This is a genomic window from Pseudomonas sp. Sample_14 (assembly GCF_004307515.1).
Lineage (GTDB): Bacteria > Pseudomonadota > Gammaproteobacteria > Pseudomonadales > Pseudomonadaceae > Aquipseudomonas > Aquipseudomonas atacamensis.
Genome location: NZ_RCOC01000064.1, coordinates 20,051 through 39,619 on the forward strand (window position 1 = coordinate 20,051; position 19,569 = coordinate 39,619).

Consider the following 19,569-nt stretch of genomic DNA (forward strand, 5'->3'; position numbering starts at 1 on the left):
AGATCTGTTGACTGACACACCGCTTTCGCGAGCAGGCTCGCTCCCACAATTGGATTGCATTTCAGGTCGGGATTGATTGGTCCAGGGCCACACCGGCGCCAACGAGGCCGGAGTACGGCGCGGTCACCAGCCACACCGGGATGCCTTTGAAGTAATCGCTCATGCAGCCCTTGTCGGCGAAGCAGCGGGCGAAGCCGCTGGCGAGGAAGAAATCGGCGAAGCGTGGAATCACCCCGCCAACGATGAACACGCCGCCGCGCGCGCCGGTGGTGAGCACGTTGTTGCCGGCGACGCGACCGAGCCAGCAGCAGAATTGCTCAAGAACTTCCAAAGCAATCGGGTCACCGGCAAGGCCAGCGGCGGTGATCGCTTCCGGCGTCTCCAGCTTTGGCTCATGGCCATCCACCGCGCAGATCGCCCGGTACAGCCGCGGCAGGCCGCCGCCGCTCAACGCGGTTTCCGCGCTGACATGGCCGATCTCGTTGTAGATGTGTTGCCACAGTTGCGTTTCGCGCGGACTGCTCAGCGGCAGGTCGACGTGGCCGCCCTCGCCCGGCAACGCGGCAAAGCGCCCTTCGCCGAGATCGAGCAAGGTGCCGACACCCAGGCCAGTGCCCGGGCCGATGACTACTGCCGGGCGCAGAGGCTCCGGCGTGCCTTCGCAAACCACGCGGAATTCGCCGGGCTGCAAGCGGGTCATGCCCAGCGCCATCGCCGAGAAATCGTTGGTCAGCAACAACTGCTCGACCTGCAAGGTCTTGCAGAACGCGCTGCGGCTGAGCCGCCAGTGATTGTTGGTGAACTTGAATTCATCGCCACTCACCGGACCTGCCACCGACAGGCACACTGAGCCGATCGAACCCGGCGCCAGGCCGAGCCCGCTCAGGTACAGAGCGATTGCCTCTTCCGGGCTCGCAAAGTCGGCCGTGGCCAGCACCTGAACCGATTGCAGTTGCTGGTTTTGCCACAACGCGAACCGCGCGTTGGTGCCTCCGATGTCACCGACCAAAGCCAGTTTCAATTAAGCGTCTCCAGGGCAGAAGTGAAGGCGCTGGCGCCCTGCTCCGCCGAGCTGAAGGCCATGCGCATGAAGCCAAACAGCTCGCGGCCGCTGCCGATGTTGTTGCCCAACAGGCCTTTGGCAGGTTCGCGCGCTGCAAATTCGGCGGCGTCGACCTTCAGTTCCAAGGTGCCTTTGACGCCATCGACGCGGATGATATCGCCCTCTTGCACGCGCGCCAAAGCGCCACCGACATAAGCTTCCGGGCTGACGTGAATCGCTGCGGGGATTTTCCCCGACGCGCCGGACATGCGCCCGTCAGTCACCAGCGCCACTTTGAAGCCGCGGTCCTGCAGTACGCCGAGGAACGGCGTCATCTTGTGCAGCTCCGGCATGCCGTTGGAACGTGGGCCCTGGAAGCGCATCACCGCGACAAAATCCTTCTCCAGCAGACCGGCCTTGAATGCGTCCGCCAGGTCCTGCTGATCCTGGAACACCATCGCCGGTGCTTCGACGATCTGGTTCTCCAGCGCAACGGCAGAAACCTTCATCACCCCGCGACCGAGATTGCCTTCCATCACCCGCAAGCCGCCCTCTTGCGAGAACGCACGGGACACCGGACGCAGGATGTTTTCGTCGAGGCTGTCGGTCGGCCCTTCGCGCCAGACCAGCTCACCGTTATCGAGGAACGGCTCCTTGGTGTACTGGCTCAGACCATGGCCGAGCACGGTGTTGACGTCTTCGTGCAGCAGGCCGGCGCCGAGCAGTTCGCGGATCAGGAACGACATGCCGCCCGCTGCCTGGAAGTGGTTGATGTCGGCTTTGCCGTTCGGGTAGACGTGGCTCAGGGTCGGCACGACTTCGGAGAGGTCGGCCATGTCCTGCCAGGTCAGTTGAATGCCAGCGGCCATGGCGATGGCCGGCATGTGCAAGGTGTGGTTGGTCGAGCCGCCGGTGGCGTGCAGGGCAACGATGGAGTTGACCAGCGCCTTCTCGTCGACGATTTCGCCGATCGGCATGAAGTTGCCGTTCTGCTTGGTCAGGCGCGTGACCTGATGCGCGGCTTCGCGGGTCAGGGCGTCGCGCAGTGGTGTGTTCGGGTTGACGAAAGACGCGCCCGGCAAGTGCAGGCCCATGACTTCCATCAGCAACTGGTTGGTGTTAGCGGTGCCGTAGAAGGTGCAGGTGCCCGGGCTGTGGTAGGACTTCATCTCCGATTCCAGCAGCTCTTCGCGGGTGGCCTTGCCTTCGGCGTACTTCTGGCGGACGTCGGCTTTTTCCTTGTTGGAAATCCCCGAAACCATCGGCCCGCCCGGGACGAAGATCGTCGGCAAATGGCCGAAGCGCAGCGAACCCATCATCAGGCCCGGGACGATCTTGTCGCAGATGCCGAGCATCAGCGCGCCGTCAAACATGTTGTGCGACAGCGCCACGGCGGTCGACATGGCGATGACTTCGCGGCTCGGCAGGCTCAGTTCCATGCCCGGCTCGCCCTGGGTCACGCCGTCGCACATCGCCGGAGTGCCGCCGGCGAACTGGCCGACCGAGCCGATTTCGCGCAGGGCGTTCTTGATCTGTTGTGGAAAGACTTCGTACGGCTGGTGCGCCGAAAGCATGTCGTTATACGAAGACACAATGGCGATGTTCGCCGAGTTCATCATCCGCAGGCTGTGCTTGTCTTCAGTGCCGCAACCGGCCACGCCGTGGGCGAAGTTGGCGCATTGCAGCTTGCCGCGCATCGGGCCGTCGGTGGCGGCGCCGCGAATCAATGCAAGGTAAGCCTGACGCGTGGCGCGGCTGCGGGCGATAAGCCGTTCGGTGACCTCAAGAACGCGGGGATGCATGTGTAGAACTCCAGGCTAACGGATGTGGCGACCTGATTGTCTATGCTGATCAAAAGCCGTTGTTGTTGGAATGACAGACGGCTTTTTTGACCATTCGGACCAGTTGATTCAGGTCACTCGTTGTAGATAAAACAAAATATTGCCACTAAAAAGGCTTGTTTTCTATTTTTATGCGAATAATCTTGTAATTCCAACAACAAAACGACGGCGGCGCTGTTCCATGACTCTTCGAATTGCAATCAATGGTTTCGGCCGCATCGGCCGTAATGTCCTGCGCGCACTGTATACCCAAGGCTATCGTCAAGACCTGCAGATCGTCGCGATCAACGATCTGGGTGACAGTTCGATCAATGCCCATCTGCTCAAATACGACACCGTCCACGGCACTTTCGACGCCGACGTGGCGCACGATAACGAAAGCCTGACGGTCAATGGCGACCGCATCGCGGTCAGCGCCATTCGCAACCCGGCCGACCTGCCGTGGGCCGCTGAAAAAATCGACGTAGTGTTCGAATGCACCGGTCTGTTCACCGACCGTGCCAAAGCCGCCGCGCATATCAGCGCCGGCGCCCGCAAGGTGATCATTTCTGCCCCGGCCAAAGGCGCCGACGCCACCGTCGTTTATGGCGTCAACCACGACATTCTGCGTCAGTCGCACCAGATCATTTCCAACGCTTCGTGCACCACCAACTGCCTCGCGCCAGTGGCGCAGGTGCTGCATCGCGAGTTGGGCATCGAGAGCGGCCTGATGACCACCATCCACGCCTACACCAATGACCAGAACCTCACCGACGTCTATCACAGCGACCCGTACCGTGCCCGCTCGGCCACGCAGAACATGATCCCGAGCAAGACCGGCGCAGCCGAAGCGGTAGGCCTGGTGCTGCCGGAACTGGCGGGCAAACTGACCGGCATGGCTGTGCGCGTACCGGTGATCAATGTGTCGCTGGTCGACCTCACCGTGCAACTGAAGAAAGAAGCCAGTGCCGACGAAGTCAACGCCCTGCTGAAAGCGGCGAGCCAGCATTCGAAGATTCTCGGTTACAACACCTTGCCGCTGGTTTCCAGTGACTTCAACCACAACCCGCTGTCGTCGATCTTCGACGCCAACCACACCAAAGTCAGCGGCAAGTTGCTGAAAGTGCTGGCCTGGTACGACAACGAATGGGGCTTCTCCAACCGCATGCTGGATAACTGCCTGGCGTTGTGTAACGCCGAATAATCCCGGCCGGTCCCCAATCCCTGTGGGAGCGAGCCTGCTCGCGAAAGCTATCTGTCAGTCAATATGGAGCTGACTGACACGACGCCTTCGCGAGCAGGCTCGCTCCCACAGGAGATCCGATTTCAATTTGAAATCAGCACTTGACCATTCAGCTGGATGATAAGCATTATCATTCGCTCGAAATGGATCAGGTCCTCCCGTGAGTCAATCGCGCTTCAACCACGTCTTCCTCGCCCAGCGCACTTCCCTGCTGCGCACGCTGGAACGGATGGTCAACAATCACAGCACCGCTGAAGACCTGTTGCAGGAGACCTACCTGCGCGTGACCCGGGCGTTGAGCGAACGGGCCATCGACCACCTTGAACCCTTTGTCTTCCAGACCGCGCGCAATCTGGCGCTGGACCATTTGCGTGCGCGCAAGATTCATGCGCGGACCATGGTCGATGACGTGCCTCAGGACGTAGTACAGAGCATCGCCGCGCCGGCCAGCAGCGCCGAAGACGCCGCCCATGCCGAACAATTGCTGGAGCGTTTGAACGTGAGCCTCAGCCAACTCAGCCCGCGCCAGCAGCAGATCTTCATCCTCAGCCGCCTGCACGGGCACAGCTATCAGGAAATCGCTGATGAACTTGATGTTTCGCTGAGCACCGTGCAGAAGGAACTGAAACTGATCATGTCGATCTGCATCGGCGTTGCCGAACGGCATAACGGCAGCGGCAAGTTTTGAGCTGCAAGCTACAAGTAAAAACAAAAAGCAGTATTGCATCCGGCTTGCAGCTTGCAGCTTGAAGCTAGAAACTGCTTCGCCAGAAGCCCTGAGGAACCACCGTGACGGACACCCACCGCTCGCCTTCGCCCGATTCGGCGCGGGACGCTGCAGCTGCAATGGACCAGGCGCTGGACTGGCTCATCGTGCTCGGCAGCCCGGATGAGGAACAGACCCGGCAATTTCATGCCTGGCTGGCGGCTGATCCGTTGAATGCCGAGGCATTCGCCAAGGCCCAGGCGATCTGGGACGGCCCGCAAGTCGCACTGTGCGCCGAGGCTCTGGCAGCAAAACCGGTAAAAATCACTTTTCTCAAACGCTTGCGCCCGCACTGGAAACCGCTGGCTACCGCTGCGGTGCTGATCCTCGGGCTGTTCAGTTTCAGCAACCTGCCGATGCGCATTCAAGCGGATCACCTGACCGTGGTTGGCGAGCGTCAGCGGCTGCAACTGGAGGACGGCTCGAAGGTCCTGCTCAATACCAACTCGGCGTTTTCCAGCACCATCAACGATCAACAGCGCGTGGCCCGGCTGTTTCAGGGCGAGGCGTTTTTCGAGATCGCCAGCGGGCGCAATCAGCCGCTGGAGATCGACGCAGGCCCGGTGCAGGCAAGCGTGCACGACACCGCATTCGCCGTGCGCTACCTCGACGGGGTCGCACAAGTGAACGTGCAGCGTGGCGATGTCGATCTGCGCGCCACCCACAACGATGCCCGGGTGCGCCTGCGTGCCGGGGAAAGCATTCGCATCGGCCCCAACGGATTTGATCGCCCTGCCAAGCTCGACGCCAATGCCGATCTGGCCTGGGTTGAAGGCCGTCTGGTGTTCGAGAACTGCCCGCTGAATCAGGTGCTGGCCGAGCTGCGCCGCTACTATCCGGGCTGGATCATCAACAACAACGAGCAACTGGCCGACGTCGCCGTCACCGGCAATTACCGTCTCGACCAGCCGCTCGACGTGGTCCGCTCTCTCGCCCACATCACCTCGGCGCGCCTGCAGGAATTCCCTGCGCTGGTGATTCTGAACTGAATGAGAATTATTTTTACTCGATAGCCAACGGCAGTACGTCTCGTTATAGCCAATGCAATTGATTCGCATCTAACCATGCCGATCAGCACCTATAAAGATTCGTGCGACACGGAGCGCTATCGATGTCCTCACGCCTTACCCGCCAGACTGCTTCCCCTTCCCGCGTACTGTCGCTGCTGACTGCGGCCATCCTCATGGCTGGCACCGCACCGCTGCTGGCGGCCACCGAGCAACCGACACGCAACATGGGCGATTACGCCTTCGCCATCGGCCAGCAACCACTGGTTTCGGCATTGAATGCCTTTACCGCCGTGACCGGTTGGCAGGTCGGCCTGCCGGCCGAGTTGGGGCAGAACGTCTCGTCGCCGGGCGTGCGCGGTTCGCTGCCGCCGGAGAAAGCCCTCGAGCGCCTGTTGGTGGGGACCAACCTGAGCTTCCGCAAACTGAGCAACAACAATGTCGTGCTGGAAAAACGCAACAGCAGCGGCACGCTCAATCTCGATCAGGTGACCATCAGCGCCACTCGCCAGGAACAATCGGTCAACAGCGTGCCCTCGACGGTCAGCGTGCAGGACCGCCAAGAGCTTGACCGCAACAACGTCAATACGATCAAGGATCTGGTGCGCTACGAGCCAGGCGTTTCCGTTGGCGGTGCCGGCCAGCGTGGCGGCATCAGTGGCTACAACATTCGCGGTATCGACGGCGACCGCATCTTGACTCAAGTCGATGGCGTGGAGATCCCTAACGGTTTCTTCAACGGCCCGTATGCCAAGAGCCAGCGCAACTACGTCGACCCGGAAATCGTCAAACGCGTGGAGATTCTCCGTGGCCCGGCCTCGGTGCTGTACGGCAGCAACGCCATCGGCGGCGCGGTCAGTTACTACACGCTGGACGCCGACGACATCATCAAACCGGGCAAGGACGTCGGCGCGCGTCTGAAAAGCGGTTACAGCTCCGCCGACGACAGCTGGCTGAAATCCGCCACCGTCGCCGGCCGCAGCGGTGAGTTCGACGGCTTGCTGCATTACAGCCAGCGCGACGGACACGAAACCGAGTCCTTCGGCGGCAACAATGGCACCGGCCTTGCGCGCACCGCCGCCAACCCGGAAGACGTGCGCGCGACCAACGTCCTGGCCAAGCTCGGCTGGAACTACAACGACGATTCGCGCCTGGGCCTGACCTACGAAAAGTACAAGGACGATCGCGACACCGACCAGAAAAGTGCCTACGGCGGCCCGTATTTCAACGGCGCGCCGACCATTCCGAGCAGCGTCCTGCCCGGCGGCATGTACCAATGGCGCACCGGTAACGACACCATCACCCGCGAGCGTTTCGGCATCGAACACTCGTTCGCCCTCGACAGCCTGCTCGCCGATAACGTCAAGTGGAGCCTCAACCACCAGATCGCCAAGACTGACCAGAGCACCGAAGAGTTGTACTACCCGATCACTCGTAAAGTGCTGCGTACCCGCGACACGATCTACGAAGAAAAACAGTGGGTGTTCGACGCGCAACTGGACAAGGCTTTCGCCATCGGTGACACCGATCACCTGCTGACTTACGGCACCACGATCAAACAGCAGAAAGTCACCGGTTCACGCAGCGGCGACGGCACCTGCGTGGCCGTCGGTCGCGGCTGCACGGCGATTGGCGCGACCAGTGCGGCGGACGTGCTGGCCAAGGCCTCTGATTTCCCCGATCCGACCATCAACACCTACAGCCTGTTCGCCCAGGATCAGATCAGCTGGAACGACTGGACCTTCCTGCCGGGCCTGCGCTACGACTACACCCAGCTCAAGCCGCACATCACCGAGGAATTCCTCAACACCGTGAATGCCGACGGCCAGGGCACGGTCAGCGACAAGAACAAGACCTGGCACAAAGTCTCGCCAAAATTCGGCCTGACCTATGCACTGACGGACAACTACACCTGGTACGGCCAGTACGCCGAAGGCTTCCGCACGCCCACGGCAAAATCGCTGTACGGGCGTTTCGAGAACAACACCACCGGCTACACCGTGGCGCCCAACTCCGACCTTGAGCCGGAAAAAAGCAAAGGTTTCGAAACCGGCCTGCGCGGCAATTTCGAGCAGGGCTCGTTCGACGTCGCGGTGTTCTATAACAAGTACCGCGACTTCATCAACGAGGATGCGGTCAAGCCGGGCGACGATCAGTTGACCTTCCAGAGCAACAACATCAAGCGCGCCACCATCAAGGGTGCGGAAGTCAAAGGTCGCTTGAACCTGGATGCGTTCGGCGCGCCGCAAGGCCTGTATACCCAAGGCTCGATCGCCTACGCCTACGGGCGCAACAACGACAGCGGCGAGCCGATCAACAGCGTCAATCCGCTCACCGGCGTGTTCGGTCTCGGTTACGACCAGGACAACTATGGCGGCCTGCTGAGCTGGACCGTGGTGAAGAAAAAAGACCGCGTCGACGACAGCAACTTCAAGTCGCCGGACGGCGTCAGCAGTCAGTTCAAGACCCCGGGCTTCGGCATTCTCGATCTGGCCGGCTATTACAAAGTCACCAACGATGTCACCGTCAGCGGCGGCGTCTACAACCTGACCGACAAGAAATATTGGCTGTGGGATGACGTGCGCGGTTACGACAGCGTTGGCGAAGCCTCGGTGACGCAACCGGCCAACCTCGATCGCCTGACCCAACCGGGACGCAACTTCGCGATCAACCTGATCTGGGACATCTGACCCGCCCGGCCTCACTGCGCGTGTTATCGCTGCGCAGTGAGGTTTTTTTACTGTCCGGCGCCCGCCCGTACGTCTTGTTATCAAGCGCCTCATTTATCAAGGACACCCCATGACTGCCTCGGAAAAAACCCTGCGTTCGCAACGCCTGAACCAGATCACCCATGAGCCGCACAGCAAACTCGATGCGCTGGTCAAAGCCCACGCACCATTCGAAACCCGCGCCAGCTTCGCCCGTTTCGTCGTCGCGCAATACCTGTTCCAGGCGGAACTGGTCGAGCTGTACAACGATGCCGAACTGACCGCGATCGTCCCGGATCTGCCGGCCCGTTGCCGCGCCGAAGCGGCCAGGGCTGACCTCGCCGACCTCGACACCGAAGTCCCGGCGCCGGTGGCCGGCGCGCTGAAAAACCCGAGCAAGGCGCGGGCGCTGGGCTGGATCTTTGTTTCCGAGGGTTCCAAGCTCGGCGCGGCGTTCCTGATCAAGCGCGCGGTGGCACTGGAGCTGAGCGAAAGCTTCGGTGCCCGGCATCTGGCAGAACCGCAAGGTGGTCGCGCCGAGGGCTGGAAAAGCTTTGTGCGCACCCTCGATGCGTTGCCGTTCACGGCGGAGGAAGAGGCGGAAGTTGAGCAAGGTGCACTGGATGCGTTCAACCGCTTTACCGTGCTGCTGGAACGGGCTTATGCCATAGAAGCCGCAGTGGCCTGAAGCAACTCTTATCCCTTGTGGGAGCGAGCCTGCTCGCGAAGACGGCAGCACATTCAACATCAATGTGCCTGATCAACCGCTTTCGCGAGCAGGCTCGCTCCCACAGGGCTCACCACAAATCTGTAAGATCCCCGTTCCGCTTCAGAAGCCACCGCTGAGCCCATGCCCACACCCGCCACCTCGAAACTCGCCCGTCTGCTGTTCGGCCTGCTGGCCTATGTCAGCCTCGGCATTGGCCTGATCGCCATCGTCGTGCCCGGTCTGCCGACCACCGAGTTCATCCTCCTCGCCGCGTGGGCCGCGACCCGCAGTTCGCCGCGCTTGAGTGCGTGGCTGGAAAATCATCGCCTGTTCGGGCCGATCCTGAGTAACTGGCGCAACGGCAGGATCATCGCGCGCAAGGCCAAGCTCAGTGCCACCGTCAGCATGCTGCTGTGTGCGACGTTGATGCTGGTGATGCTCGATCACGGCTGGCCGATCTATCTGGCGATTGCCGGCATGGGCCTGGGCAACCTATGGATCTGGTCGCGCCCGGAGACGCCCGTCGCGGTAGTGAAACATCCCTGTAATTAAAGCCTTTTCAGCACTTTCCCCTGCGCAAACGTTTAGCAGCGACCGTCCGTCGGCAAGCGCCTCATGCCGTTTCGCTTTACGCCGATGAGGATTGAATGGCGCTGAATGGATTTGGCAAACCGGGCTCCCGGCCCAGCCACCTGTTTATTCCATTCGCGAGATCGCCCCATGTTCGACTCTCTTTCCATTCGCCTGAAAATCGTCCTGCTCTCCGGCCTGTGCCTGCTCGGAGTGGTGGTGCTGATTGTCAGCATGAACATCTACCAGACCAACCAGAACGACGCGCTGGTCAGTCAATCCAGCAACCAGTTGCTCACCGCCAGCGTGCAGAACCTGCTGCAGGCCAAGGCCGCCGAACAAGCGGTGCGGGTGCAGAAAACCTTTGGTGAAAGCCTGCTGGTGGTCACCGCCCTCGCCGATCAGATCAAGGATCTGCGGACGATGGCGGCCAAGCGTTCACTCGAAGCCGGCGCCGTTCGGGAAGAGTTGAACCAGAGTCTGAAAACCGCTTTCGAGCGCAACGATAAAGTCCTCGGTATCTGGTTGGCCTTCGAACCCAACGGCCTCGACGGCAAGGACAGCGAATTCGCCAACGATGCCGCGCGGCAGTCCAACGAAGCCGGGCGCTTCGCCTCGTACTGGAGCCGTGCCGCCGGCGCCGCGCTGAATACAATCATGGTCGAAGACGACCTGACCAAAACCACCCTCAGCGTCAGCGGCACGCCGTACAACAGTTGGTACACCTGCCCTCGCGACAACAAGCGCACCTGCCTGCTCGACCCGTATGCCGACACCGTCGGTGGCAAGGAAATGCTCATGACGACCATTTCCGTGCCGCTGCTGGTGGATGGCAAAGCGATCGGCGTGGTCGGTGTCGACATCGCGCTCGACGCCCTGCAAGCCGCCGCCGTCGACTCGCAGCGCAGCCTGTTCAACAACGCCGGGCACATGCTGATCGTCTCCGGCAGCGGCGTGCTGGCGGCCGACAGTGCCGACGCGACGCGAGTGGGCAAAAAAATCAGCGACACCCTCGGCGCTGACGGCAAGGATGTATTGCAACTGGTCGGCAGCGGCACGGCAAAAATTCTCCAACAGGGCGAGCTGATTCGCGCGGTTTACCCGGTCGACCCGATCGGCAATTCGCGCGCCTGGGGCGTGGTCATCGACCTGCCGGAGCAGGTGCTGCTGGCCGATTCGGTGAAGCTGCAAGCGGTACTGGATGACGCACAACAAACCGGCGTGATCACTGCCCTGCTGGTGGCGGGCATGGCCGGTCTGGTCGGCCTGCTGCTGATCTGGCTCACCGCCTCCGGCGTCACCCGTCCGATCAACAGCGTCGCCGAGATGCTGAAGAACATCGCCAGCGGCGAAGGCGATCTGACCCAGCGCCTGAACTACAGCAAGAAAGACGAACTGGGCGAACTGGTGAACTGGTTCAACCGCTTCCTCGACAAGCTTCAGCCGACCATCGCGCAGATCAAACAAAGCATCACCGAAGCGCGCGGTACGGCCGATCAATCGTCGGAAATCGCCCGCCAGACCAGCGAAGGCATGCAGGTGCAGTTCCGCGAAATCGATCAGGTCGCCACCGCGTCCAACGAAATGAGCGCCACCGCCCACGACGTTGCCAACAGTGCCTCGAACGCGGCCAATGCGGCCAAGGGTGCCGACCAGTCGGCGAAGGACGGCATGGCGATCATTGAGCGCAGCACCCGCGACATCAATCAGCTGGCCGATGAAGTCAGCAAAGCGGTGACCGAAGTCGAAGCGCTGGCGGTCAACAGCGAGCAGATCGGTTCGGTGCTGGAAGTAATCCGCAGCATCGCCGAACAAACCAACCTGCTGGCTCTCAACGCCGCCATCGAAGCCGCCCGCGCCGGCGAAAGCGGTCGCGGTTTTGCCGTGGTCGCCGATGAAGTGCGCAACCTCGCCAAGCGCACGCAGGATTCGGTGGAAGAAATCCGCATCGTCATCGAGCGCATCCAGACCGGCACCCGTGGCGTGGTCGCGACCATGCATTTGAGCCAGACCCAGGCGCACAACAACGCCGGGCAGATTCGTCAGGCCGTTGATGCGCTGGGCAAGATCAGCGATGCGGTGACGGTGATCAGCGACATGAACCTGCAGATCGCCAGCGCCGCCGAAGAGCAAAGCGCCGTGGCCGAAGAGGTCAACCGCAACGTCTCGGCGATTCGCACCGTGACCGAAACCCTGACCGAACAGGCCACCGAATCGGCGGCGATCAGCAGCCAGCTCAACAGCCTGGCGAGCCAGCAGATGAAGTTGATGGATCAGTTTCGCGTCTAGCCGCTACCCCACCTATCGATCGTTCCTACGCTCCGCGTGGGAATGCATCAAGGGACGCTCCGCGTTCCAGCTTTCGATTGGGACGCAGAGCGTCCCGGGCGGCATTCCCACGCGGAGCGTGGGAACGATCCTCAATCCAGCCCGGTCATGTTTTGCACTATCATCGCCCTCTCGTTCCGGAGGGCCTTCGATGACTGATCTGCTCACGTCCATCCAAACCGCACTCGGCCTGCCCCACAAGCCGATCCCCTTCAACGGTGACGGCGCGTTGCCCTCGGCGTTCGCCGTCACTGAACTGGCCTGCGCCAGCATCGCCGCTGCCGGGCAAGCACTCAGCGAATTGCTTCACCAGCAAGCCGGGCACTTGCCTGCGGTTGCAGTCGACCGCCGTCTGGCCTCGTTGTGGTTCTCCACCTCGCTGCGCCCGATCGGCTGGCAGGTGCCGCCGCTGTGGGATCCCGTCGCCGGCGACTATGCGACCCGGGACGGCTGGATCCGTCTGCACACCAACGCTCCGCATCACCGCGCCGCCGCTGAACGCGTGCTCGGTGCCTGCGCCGATCGTGCCGCAATGGCGGCGAAAGTCGCACAGTGGGCGAGCGCGGACCTTGAGCAGGCGGTGGTCGACGCCAAGGGCTGCGCCGCCGAGATGCGCAGTTGGGCGCAGTGGCAGCAACATCCGCAGGGGCTGGCGGTGAATGCCGAAGCGCTGGTGCACTTCATCGAGCAGACGGACGAGAACCGCAGCCCATGGCAAGGTTCGATCGCACGACCGCTGGCCGGGATCAAGGTGCTCGACCTGACCCGCGTCCTCGCCGGCCCCACCGCCAGCCGCTTTCTCGCCGGGCTCGGCGCCAACGTCTTGCGCATCGATCCACCGAGCTGGAACGAACCCGGTGTGGTCCCGGAAATGACCGTCGGCAAACGCTGCGCGCGGCTGGATCTGCAAGTGCCAGCGGATCGCGCAGTGTTCGAAGGTTTATTGCAAGACGCCGACATCTTGCTCCACGGCTATCGCGCCGATGCGCTGGAACATCTGGGGTTTGGTATTGAACGTCAAAGGCAACTGGCACCGGGGCTGATCGACGTCTGCCTCAACGCCTACGGCTGGAGCGGCCCCTGGCAGAACCGCCGGGGCTTCGACAGCCTGGTGCAGATGAGCAGCGGCATCGCCGAGGCCGGACAGCATTGGAAGCACAGCGATAAACCGACGCCGCTGCCGGTGCAGGCGCTGGATCATGCAACCGGGTATCTGCTGGCGGCGAGCGCGATAAGGCTGCTGACTGAACGACTGGCCAACGGTTGCGGAGGTTCGGCGCGGTTGTCGCTGGCGCGTACGGCGAAGCTGTTGGTCGAGCATGGCCCGGGGACGCATGACCTGCTGCGGGCCGAAGATGCACTGGATCAGGATCCGGCGATTGAACACACCGCGTGGGGGCCGGCGCGAAGGTTGCGCGTACCGGTGCAGATCAGCGGGACGGCGGTGCAGTGGAATTGGCCGGCGACGGAGTTGGGCTCGCATCCTCCCTGTTGGCCATGAGAAGCCCCTCACCCTAGCCCTCTCCCAGAGGGAGAGGGGACTGATTGGGGCATACTGGAGAGTTACGCCGACGTGAAAGATTTTTGTCGAATCCATAATCGACTCGATCGCTCAGGTCGATGTATAGCGCCAGACAGCTCGGTCGGTCCCCTCTCCCTCTGGGAGAGGGCTAGGGTGAGGGGCTGCTTTTCAGATCACAACGACAATACCCCGCTATACAACCCATACGCCGCCAGCCCCGCACCGATCACCACGCAGGCAAAAATCCCTTTCTCCACCGTGGTAAAAACCGGCTGCCCCTGTTCACGCTTGGCCTTGGCAAACAGAATCACCCCCGGCGCATACAGCAGCGCCGAGAGCAGCAGATACTTCACTCCACCGGCGTACAACAGCCACACCGCGTAAACCAGGGCGATGCCGCCAATCAGCAGATCCTTGGTGCGCTCGGCCGACGCGTGCTCGTAGGTTTCGCCGCGCCCGCTGAGCAGTACCGCGTAGGCCGCTGACCACAGGTACGGCACCAGAATCATCGACGACGCCAGGTAAATCAGACTGGTATAAGTGCCCGCCGAGAACAGCGTGATCAGCAGGAAAATCTGGATCATCGCATTGGTCAGCCACAGCGCGTTGACCGGCACGTGGTTCTTGTTTTCCTTCTTCAGGAACGCCGGCATGGTCTTGTCCTTGGCCGTGGCGAAAAGGATTTCCGCGCAGAGCAAGGCCCAGGACAACAAAGCACCGAGCAAGGAAATCGCCAACCCGACGCTGATCAGCAATGCGCCCCACGGCCCGACGATGTGCTCGAGCACCGCTGCCAGCGAAGGATTCTGCAGATTGGCCAGTTCCGGCTGGCTCATGATCCCCAGCGACAGCACATTGACCAGCACCAGCAGCGCCAGCACGCCGAGAAAACCGATCACCGTGGCGCGGCCGACGTCGCTGCGTTTTTCTGCGCGAGCCGAATAGACGCTGGCGCCTTCGATGCCGATGAACACGAACACGGTGACCAGCATCATGTTGCGCACCTGGTCCATCACCCCGCCGAAGTTCGGGTTGCTGCGGCCCCAGATGTCACGGGTGAAAATGTCAGCCTTGAATGCCACGGCAGCGATGACGATGAACATGATCAGCGGCACGACCTTGGCCACGGTGGTCAACTGGTTGATCAGCGCCGCCTCCTTGATCCCGCGCATCACCAGAAAATGCACCGCCCACAACAGCACCGAAGCGCAGCCGATGGCGATCGGCGTGTTGCCCTGGCCGAATACCGGAAAGAAATAACCGAGGGTGCTGAACAGCAACACAAAATAGCCGACGTTGCCCAGCCAGGCGCTGATCCAGTAACCCCACGCCGACGAAAAGCCCATGTAGTCGCCGAACCCGGCCTTGGCGTAGGCGTAGACGCCCGAGTCCAGCTCCGGCTTGCGATTGGCCAGGGTCTGAAAGACGAACGCCAGCGTCAGCATGCCTATCGCAGTAATGCCCCAACCGATCAGGATCGCCCCTGCATCGGCGCGTGCCGCCATGTTTTGCGGCAACGAGAAAATCCCCCCGCCGATCATCGACCCCACCACCAGCGCGATCAACGCACCAAGGCGCAGCTTTTGCGTCGGTTGCGACATGCAGATCTCCTTGAAAGAGTCGTTGTTGTTTATTTGTAACAACAGCCGACTAAAAGCCTAAGGGTAGATGACGTTTATCAGGTAATGCCGAATCTCGCAGCGTTATATATAGCCGACCACGATAAGGCGTAGCACATTAAGTCAGTTTTGTGCGCCGATCTTGATTATTCGATTCTGTGCTGAAAACAGATGACCGACATTTGCCAATCGCTGAAAAGCAACTAGCGTCATAGTTCGAAAGCATTAATAGCTATTCTCGACTGCCTCAGCGAAACGGCTCTGGAATGGGCCTTTGAGGCTACAGCGTTATGCCCGCAACGGGCGCACAAGTCATTCATTAACAATGGAATGTGACCATGCACTGATCCATGTCAGCTGTTCGAACAGACAACAGTACTAGGCTGTGAGCTCTCCTTTCCTGCAATGGAGTCATGCAAATGTCTGAAGCGCCCGGAAAACTAAGACTCGGTGCACTGGTTGCACTGGTAGTCGGTTCAATGATTGGCGGCGGGATATTTTCGTTGCCACAAAACATGGCCGCCAGCGCCGACGTCGGTGCAGTGCTGATCGGCTGGGCCATCACCGCAGTCGGCATGCTCACCCTCGCTTTCGTCTTTCAGACCCTCGCCAATCGCAAGCCTGACCTGGACGGCGGTGTCTACGCCTACGCCAAGGCCGGATTCGGCGATTACATGGGTTTCTCATCAGCCTGGGGCTACTGGATCAGCGCCTGGCTGGGCAACGTCGGCTACTTCGTTCTGCTGTTCAGCACCCTCGGCTATTTCTTTCCGATCTTCGGCGAAGGCAATACCCCGGCGGCGGTGATCGGCGCGTCCTTGCTGCTGTGGGGCGTGCATTTTCTGGTGTTGCGCGGGATCAAGGAAGCGGCGTTCATCAACCTGGTGACCACCGTCGCCAAGGTCGTGCCGCTGCTGCTGTTCGTGTTGATCGCAGTCTTCGCGTTCAGACTGGACATCTTCACCGCCGACATCTGGGGCGTGAAAAACCCTGATCTGGGCAGTGTGATGAACCAGGTGCGCAACATGATGCTGGTCACCGTCTGGGTGTTCATCGGCATCGAAGGCGCGAGCATCTTCTCCGCCCGCGCCGAGAAACGCTCGGACGTCGGCAAGGCCACCGTGATCGGCTTCATCACCGTGCTGCTGTTTCTGGTGCTGGTGAACGTGCTGTCGCTGGGCATCATGACCCAGCCGGAACTGGCGAAACTGCAGAACCCGTCGATGGCCGCCGTGCTTGAGCATGTGGTCGGTCACTGGGGTGCGGTGCTGATCAGCGTCGGCCTGATCATCTCGCTGCTCGGTGCGCTGCTGTCGTGGGTGCTGCTGTGTGCCGAAATCATGTTCGCCGCCGCCAAAGACCACACCATGCCGGAGTTTCTGCGCAAGGAAAACGCCAACCATGTGCCGGTCAACGCCCTGTGGCTGACCAACGCGATGGTGCAGGTGTTCCTGATCATCACCCTGTTCTCGGCCAGCACTTACCTGTCACTGATCTACCTCGCCACCTCGATGATTCTGGTGCCGTACCTGTGGTCGGCGGCCTATGCCCTGCTGCTGGCGGTGCGCGGCGAGAGCTACGAAGGCTTTGCCGCCGAGCGGCGCAAGGATCTGATCATCGGCGGTATCGCCCTGATCTATGCGGTGTGGTTGTTGTACGCCGGCGGGGTCAAGTACCTGCTGCTGTCGGCCCTGCTCTATGCGCCCGGCGCGATCCTGTTCGCCAAGGCCAAGCTGGAACTCAAACAACCGGTTTTCACCAACGTCGAGAAGCTGATTTTCGCCGCAGTGGTCGTGGGCGCCGTGGTGGCGGCCTACGGTCTCTACGATGGCTTCCTGACGCTGTAACCCCTGATTGAATTGTCATCTGGAGGAACACAGAAATGACCACGGAAAAAGTGAAGTACGGCGTCCACTCCGAAGCCGGGAAACTGCGTAAAGTCATGGTTTGCTCCCCAGGTCTGGCCCATCAGCGGCTGACCCCGAACAACTGCGATGAACTGCTGTTCGATGACGTGTTGTGGGTGGCGCAAGCCAAGCGCGACCATTTCGACTTTGTCACCAAGATGCGCGAGCGCGGCATCGACGTGGTGGAAATGCACAACCTGCTGACCGACATCGTCGCCATTCCCGAAGCGCTGGACTGGATTCTTGAGCGCAAGGTGACGGCCGACTCGGTGGGCCTGGGCCTGATCAGCGAAGTGAAATCCTGGCTGAAAAGCCTCGAGCCACGGCACATCGCCGAGTTCCTGATCGGCGGCGTCTCGGCCGATGATCTGCCGGACAGCTTCGGTGGCAAGACCATCCAGATGTTCCGCGACTTCCTCGGCCACTCCAGCTTCATCCTGCCGCCGCTGCCCAACACCCAGTTCACCCGCGATACCACCTGCTGGATCTACGGTGGTGTGACGCTGAACCCGATGTACTGGCCGGCGCGCCGTCAGGAAACCCTGCTGACCACCGCCATCTACAAATTCCATCCGCAGTTCACCAACGCCGAATTCGAGATCTGGTACGGCGACCCGGACAAGGATCACGGCAACTCTACCCTTGAGGGCGGCGACGTCATGCCGATCGGCAACGGCGTGGTGCTGATCGGTATGGGCGAGCGTTCATCGCGTCAGGCCATCGGCCAACTGGCGCTGAACCTGTTCAACAACAAAGCAGTGGAAAAAGTCATCGTCGCCGGCCTGCCGAAGTCCCGCGCTGCGATGCACCTGGACACCGTGTTCAGCTTCTGCGACCGCGACCTGGTGACGATCTTCCCGGAAGTGGTCAACCAGATCGTCGCCTTCACCCTGCGCCCTGACGAAAGCAAACAGGGCGGCATCGACATCCGCCGCGAAGAAGGCAGCTTCCTCGACACCGTCGCTGCGGCGCTCAACCTGCCGAAACTGCGCGTGGTGGAAACCGGCGGCAACAGCTTCGCCGCCGAACGCGAGCAATGGGACGACGGCAACAACGTGGTGGCGATGGAACCGGGCGTGGTCATCGGCTACGACCGCAACACCTACACCAACACCCTGCTGCGCAAGGCTGGCGTGGAGGTCATCACCATCAGCGCCGGCGAACTCGGCCGCGGCCGTGGCGGCGGTCACTGCATGACCTGCCCAATCATCCGCGACCCGATCGATTACTAATCTTTGAGCCTTCGCCGCGACTTATCGAGCGCGGCCAAGGGGATAACCGAAACCCAAGGAGATCCATCATGGCTTTTAACATTCACAACCGTAACCTGCTCAGCCTGGAACACCACACCCCACGTGAGCTGCGTTACCTGCTCGACCTGTCCCGCGATCTGAAACGCGCGAAATACACCGGTACCGAACAACAGCATCTGAAGGGCAACAACATCGCCCTGATTTTCGAGAAAACTTCGACCCGTACCCGTTGCGCCTTCGAAGTGGCGGCCTATGACCAAGGCGCCAACGTCACTTACATCGACCCGAACTCCTCGCAAATCGGCCACAAGGAAAGCATGAAGGACACCGCCCGCGTGCTCGGGCGCATGTACGACGCCATCGAGTACCGTGGCTTCAAGCAGGAAATCGTCGAAGAGCTGGCCAAGTTCGCCGGCGTGCCGGTGTTCAACGGCCTGACCGATGAATATCACCCGACCCAGATGATCGCCGACGTGCTGACCATGCGTGAACACGCTGACAAGCCGATCCACGAAATCAGCTACGCCTACTTGGGCGACGCGCGCAACAACATGGGCAACTCGCTGCTGCTGATCGGCGCCAAGCTCGGCATGGACGTGCGCATCTGCGCGCCGAAAGCCCTGTGGCCGCTGGACGATCTGGTGGCGCGCTGCAAAAAATACGGTGAGGAAAGCGGCGCACGCATCACCCTCACCGAAGATCCGAAAGAAGCGGTCAAGGGCGTCGACTTCATTCACACCGATGTCTGGGTATCGATGGGCGAACCGGTGGAAGCCTGGGCCGAGCGTATCCAGCAACTGCTGCCGTATCAGGTCAACGCCGACCTGATGAAAGCCACCGGCAACCCGCGTACCAAGTTCATGCACTGCCTGCCGGCCTTCCACAACAGCGACACCAAGGTCGGCAAACAGATCGCCGAACAATATCCGCACCTGAAAAACGGCATCGAAGTGACCGACGACGTGTTCGAGTCGCCGGCCTGCATCGCCTTCGAGCAAGCGGAAAACCGCATGCACACGATCAAGGCGATTCTGGTTTCGACCCTGGCTGATCTCTGACGCCACAGCGCTCCCAC

Annotated in this window: 14 protein-coding genes; 11 read left to right on the forward strand and 3 right to left on the reverse strand. The window is 61.2% G+C overall.

Features of this window, described 5'->3' with window-relative positions; all coding sequences use genetic code 11:
• Window positions 1–61: 61 nt before the first annotated feature.
• The gene (locus D8U61_RS14905; protein ID WP_130886998.1) at window positions 62–1,021 is read right to left on the reverse strand and encodes a glucokinase; all 960 of its coding nucleotides are present in this window, start codon (window positions 1,019–1,021) and stop codon (window positions 62–64) included.
• Window positions 1,018–2,844: a phosphogluconate dehydratase gene (gene edd, locus D8U61_RS14910; RefSeq protein ID WP_016773527.1), complete on the reverse strand. Its 1,827-nt coding sequence runs from the start codon at window positions 2,842–2,844 to the stop codon at window positions 1,018–1,020. The genes D8U61_RS14905 and edd overlap by 4 nt, the downstream gene beginning before the upstream one ends.
• Window positions 2,845–3,064: 220 nt before the next feature.
• Between edd and gap the strand changes: the two genes are divergently transcribed.
• The 8 genes from gap (at window position 3,065) to D8U61_RS14955 (ending at window position 13,694) form a co-directional block, all read left to right on the forward strand.
• Window positions 3,065–4,066 (forward strand): type I glyceraldehyde-3-phosphate dehydrogenase, encoded by a 1,002-nt coding sequence (gene gap, locus D8U61_RS14915; protein ID WP_024014065.1) that lies wholly within the window; start codon window positions 3,065–3,067, stop codon window positions 4,064–4,066.
• Between the two features lie 199 nt (window positions 4,067–4,265).
• Window positions 4,266–4,793 carry a sigma-70 family RNA polymerase sigma factor gene (locus tag D8U61_RS14920; protein WP_016773525.1) on the forward strand — a complete coding sequence of 176 codons (528 nt, stop codon included), beginning with the start codon at window positions 4,266–4,268 and terminating at the stop codon, window positions 4,791–4,793.
• Window positions 4,794–4,894: 101 nt separating this feature from the next.
• Window positions 4,895–5,860 carry a FecR domain-containing protein gene (locus D8U61_RS14925; protein WP_016773524.1) on the forward strand — a complete coding sequence of 322 codons (966 nt, stop codon included), beginning with the start codon at window positions 4,895–4,897 and terminating at the stop codon, window positions 5,858–5,860.
• Window positions 5,861–5,982: 122 nt separating this feature from the next.
• A complete protein-coding gene (locus D8U61_RS14930; protein ID WP_130927185.1) occupies window positions 5,983–8,568 on the forward strand; it encodes a TonB-dependent receptor in 2,586 nt (861 codons plus the stop codon).
• Window positions 8,569–8,677: 109 nt separating this feature from the next.
• Window positions 8,678–9,274 (forward strand): biliverdin-producing heme oxygenase, encoded by a 597-nt coding sequence (locus D8U61_RS14935; RefSeq protein WP_122704279.1) that lies wholly within the window; start codon window positions 8,678–8,680, stop codon window positions 9,272–9,274.
• 162 nt (window positions 9,275–9,436) lie between these two features.
• The gene (locus tag D8U61_RS14940; RefSeq protein ID WP_122507696.1) at window positions 9,437–9,847 is read left to right on the forward strand and encodes a YbaN family protein; all 411 of its coding nucleotides are present in this window, start codon (window positions 9,437–9,439) and stop codon (window positions 9,845–9,847) included.
• A 168-nt stretch (window positions 9,848–10,015) separates the two neighbouring features.
• Window positions 10,016–12,154 (forward strand): methyl-accepting chemotaxis protein, encoded by a 2,139-nt coding sequence (locus D8U61_RS14945; RefSeq protein WP_130927186.1) that lies wholly within the window; start codon window positions 10,016–10,018, stop codon window positions 12,152–12,154.
• Between the two features lie 190 nt (window positions 12,155–12,344).
• Window positions 12,345–13,694 carry a CoA transferase gene (locus tag D8U61_RS14955; protein WP_130927187.1) on the forward strand — a complete coding sequence of 450 codons (1,350 nt, stop codon included), beginning with the start codon at window positions 12,345–12,347 and terminating at the stop codon, window positions 13,692–13,694.
• 194 nt (window positions 13,695–13,888) lie between these two features.
• Here the strand turns inward: D8U61_RS14955 and arcD (D8U61_RS14960) are convergent, their stop codons facing one another.
• Complete coding sequence (gene arcD / locus D8U61_RS14960; protein ID WP_130886993.1) at window positions 13,889–15,316, reverse strand: arginine-ornithine antiporter; 1,428 nt, start codon at window positions 15,314–15,316, stop codon at window positions 13,889–13,891.
• Between the two features lie 437 nt (window positions 15,317–15,753).
• On the opposite strand from arcD (D8U61_RS14960), the gene arcD (D8U61_RS14965) reads away from it, so the two are divergent.
• The 3 genes from arcD (D8U61_RS14965) (at window position 15,754) to D8U61_RS14975 (ending at window position 19,552) form a co-directional block, all read left to right on the forward strand.
• Entirely contained in the window at window positions 15,754–17,181 is a 1,428-nt protein-coding gene (arcD, locus tag D8U61_RS14965; protein ID WP_016773517.1) for an arginine-ornithine antiporter, read from the forward strand.
• Window positions 17,182–17,216: 35 nt separating this feature from the next.
• Window positions 17,217–18,473 (forward strand): arginine deiminase, encoded by a 1,257-nt coding sequence (arcA, locus tag D8U61_RS14970; protein WP_016773516.1) that lies wholly within the window; start codon window positions 17,217–17,219, stop codon window positions 18,471–18,473.
• A 68-nt stretch (window positions 18,474–18,541) separates the two neighbouring features.
• Entirely contained in the window at window positions 18,542–19,552 is a 1,011-nt protein-coding gene (locus tag D8U61_RS14975) for an ornithine carbamoyltransferase (RefSeq protein ID WP_024014074.1), read from the forward strand.
• The last annotated feature ends 17 nt before the right edge of the window (window positions 19,553–19,569 follow it).

What these genes read in the sequence shown, in the direction of transcription:
- edd (WP_016773527.1), bottom strand. Translation starts at nt 2,844, where the DNA reads ATGCATCCCCGCGTTCTTGAGGTCACCGAACGGCTTATCGCCCGCAGC.
- gap (WP_024014065.1), top strand. Translation starts at nt 3,065, where the DNA reads ATGACTCTTCGAATTGCAATCAATGGTTTCGGCCGCATCGGCCGTAAT.
- D8U61_RS14930 (WP_130927185.1), top strand. Translation starts at nt 5,983, where the DNA reads ATGTCCTCACGCCTTACCCGCCAGACTGCTTCCCCTTCCCGCGTACTG.
- D8U61_RS14935 (WP_122704279.1), top strand. Translation starts at nt 8,678, where the DNA reads ATGACTGCCTCGGAAAAAACCCTGCGTTCGCAACGCCTGAACCAGATC.
- D8U61_RS14940 (WP_122507696.1), top strand. Translation starts at nt 9,437, where the DNA reads ATGCCCACACCCGCCACCTCGAAACTCGCCCGTCTGCTGTTCGGCCTG.
- D8U61_RS14945 (WP_130927186.1), top strand. Translation starts at nt 10,016, where the DNA reads ATGTTCGACTCTCTTTCCATTCGCCTGAAAATCGTCCTGCTCTCCGGC.
- D8U61_RS14955 (WP_130927187.1), top strand. Translation starts at nt 12,345, where the DNA reads ATGACTGATCTGCTCACGTCCATCCAAACCGCACTCGGCCTGCCCCAC.
- arcD (WP_130886993.1), bottom strand. Translation starts at nt 15,316, where the DNA reads ATGTCGCAACCGACGCAAAAGCTGCGCCTTGGTGCGTTGATCGCGCTG.
- arcD (WP_016773517.1), top strand. Translation starts at nt 15,754, where the DNA reads ATGTCTGAAGCGCCCGGAAAACTAAGACTCGGTGCACTGGTTGCACTG.
- arcA (WP_016773516.1), top strand. Translation starts at nt 17,217, where the DNA reads ATGACCACGGAAAAAGTGAAGTACGGCGTCCACTCCGAAGCCGGGAAA.
- D8U61_RS14975 (WP_024014074.1), top strand. Translation starts at nt 18,542, where the DNA reads ATGGCTTTTAACATTCACAACCGTAACCTGCTCAGCCTGGAACACCAC.